Genomic DNA, 1,043 nt, shown 5'->3' with positions numbered 1-1,043 from the left:
GTCACCGACCGCGCGCATCTGAGACCCTATATGGATGTCCGCGACCGGCTTTTTTCGAACCCAGCGCCGGCCTCGACCCTGATGATCGTCAGCGGGTTTGCCCGGCCTGAATTCAAGGTGGAGGTCGAGGCCATCGCGGCCGGGTGATCGACACACCGCCTATCTCGCGGTAGGTCTCACCGTTCATCGAAGAGGCATGACATGACCGTAGCAAAAAGACGCGTGTGGTGGGGTGACTATCGGACCACCGAATATGCCTCGATCGATCCCGAAGCGACGATCGCCGTACTGCCGGTGGCGGCGATCGAGCAGCATGGACCGCATCTGCCTGTCTCGACCGACACCTCGATCATGAACGGCATGCTCGACACGGTGATCGCCCGCCTGCCCGACGATCTCGACATCCGCATCCTTCCGGTCCAGGCGGTGGGCAAATCGAACGAGCATCTTCACGCGCCGGGCACGCTTACTTTGCCGGCAACGACGCTGGCGGACGCCTGGACCGAGCTTGGCGTGTCGATTGCGCGGGCAGGCGTGCGCAAGCTGGTCGTCGTCAACTCGCATGGCGGCAACGAGGAGATCATGGGCATCGTCACGCGCGAATTGCGGGTGCGCGAAAAGATGCTGGCGGTGAAGACCAGTTGGCAACGCTTCGGCCGCCCGGCCGGCATGTACACCGAACTCGAGGACCGCCACGGCATCCATGGCGGCGACGTCGAGACCTCGCTGATGCTGCATTTCCGGCCGGATCTCGTCGACATGACCAAGGCCGACAATTTCGTCTCCAACGTCGCCAACGCGGAGCAGGAATTTTCGCTCCTGCGCCACACCGGCACCCACGCCTTCGCCTGGATCGCCAGCGATCTCAACCCGAACGGCGTGGTCGGCGACGCCAGCATTGCCACGGCTGAAAAAGGTCGGCTGACAGCGGAACATCAGGCTGATGGTTTTGTCAGCCTGCTTAGGGATGTACGCAAGGCGAAGCTCGCCGATTGGCTGAAGTAGCCCTACATATCGATCTTCAGTTCGAACGGTGTGCCTTC

At 62.2% G+C, this 1,043-nt stretch carries 1 protein-coding gene and 1 pseudogene; both read left to right on the top strand.

Annotated features, from left to right (window positions below; genetic code table 11):
* Positions 1 to 147 (top strand): annotated as a pseudogene (locus FJ980_RS35750) (RidA family protein); the annotation flags it as partial.
* 54 nt (positions 148 to 201) lie between these two features.
* Positions 202 to 1,005: a creatininase family protein gene (locus FJ980_RS34115; protein ID WP_140547725.1), complete on the top strand. Its 804-nt coding sequence runs from the start codon at positions 202 to 204 to the stop codon at positions 1,003 to 1,005.
* Positions 1,006 to 1,043 lie beyond the last annotated feature (38 nt).

The organism is Mesorhizobium sp. B1-1-5, assembly GCF_006443065.1.
Classification (GTDB): domain Bacteria; phylum Pseudomonadota; class Alphaproteobacteria; order Rhizobiales; family Rhizobiaceae; genus Mesorhizobium.
Note: the sequence above shows the minus strand (reverse complement) of the source record. Positions and strands in the feature narration are given on the sequence as shown.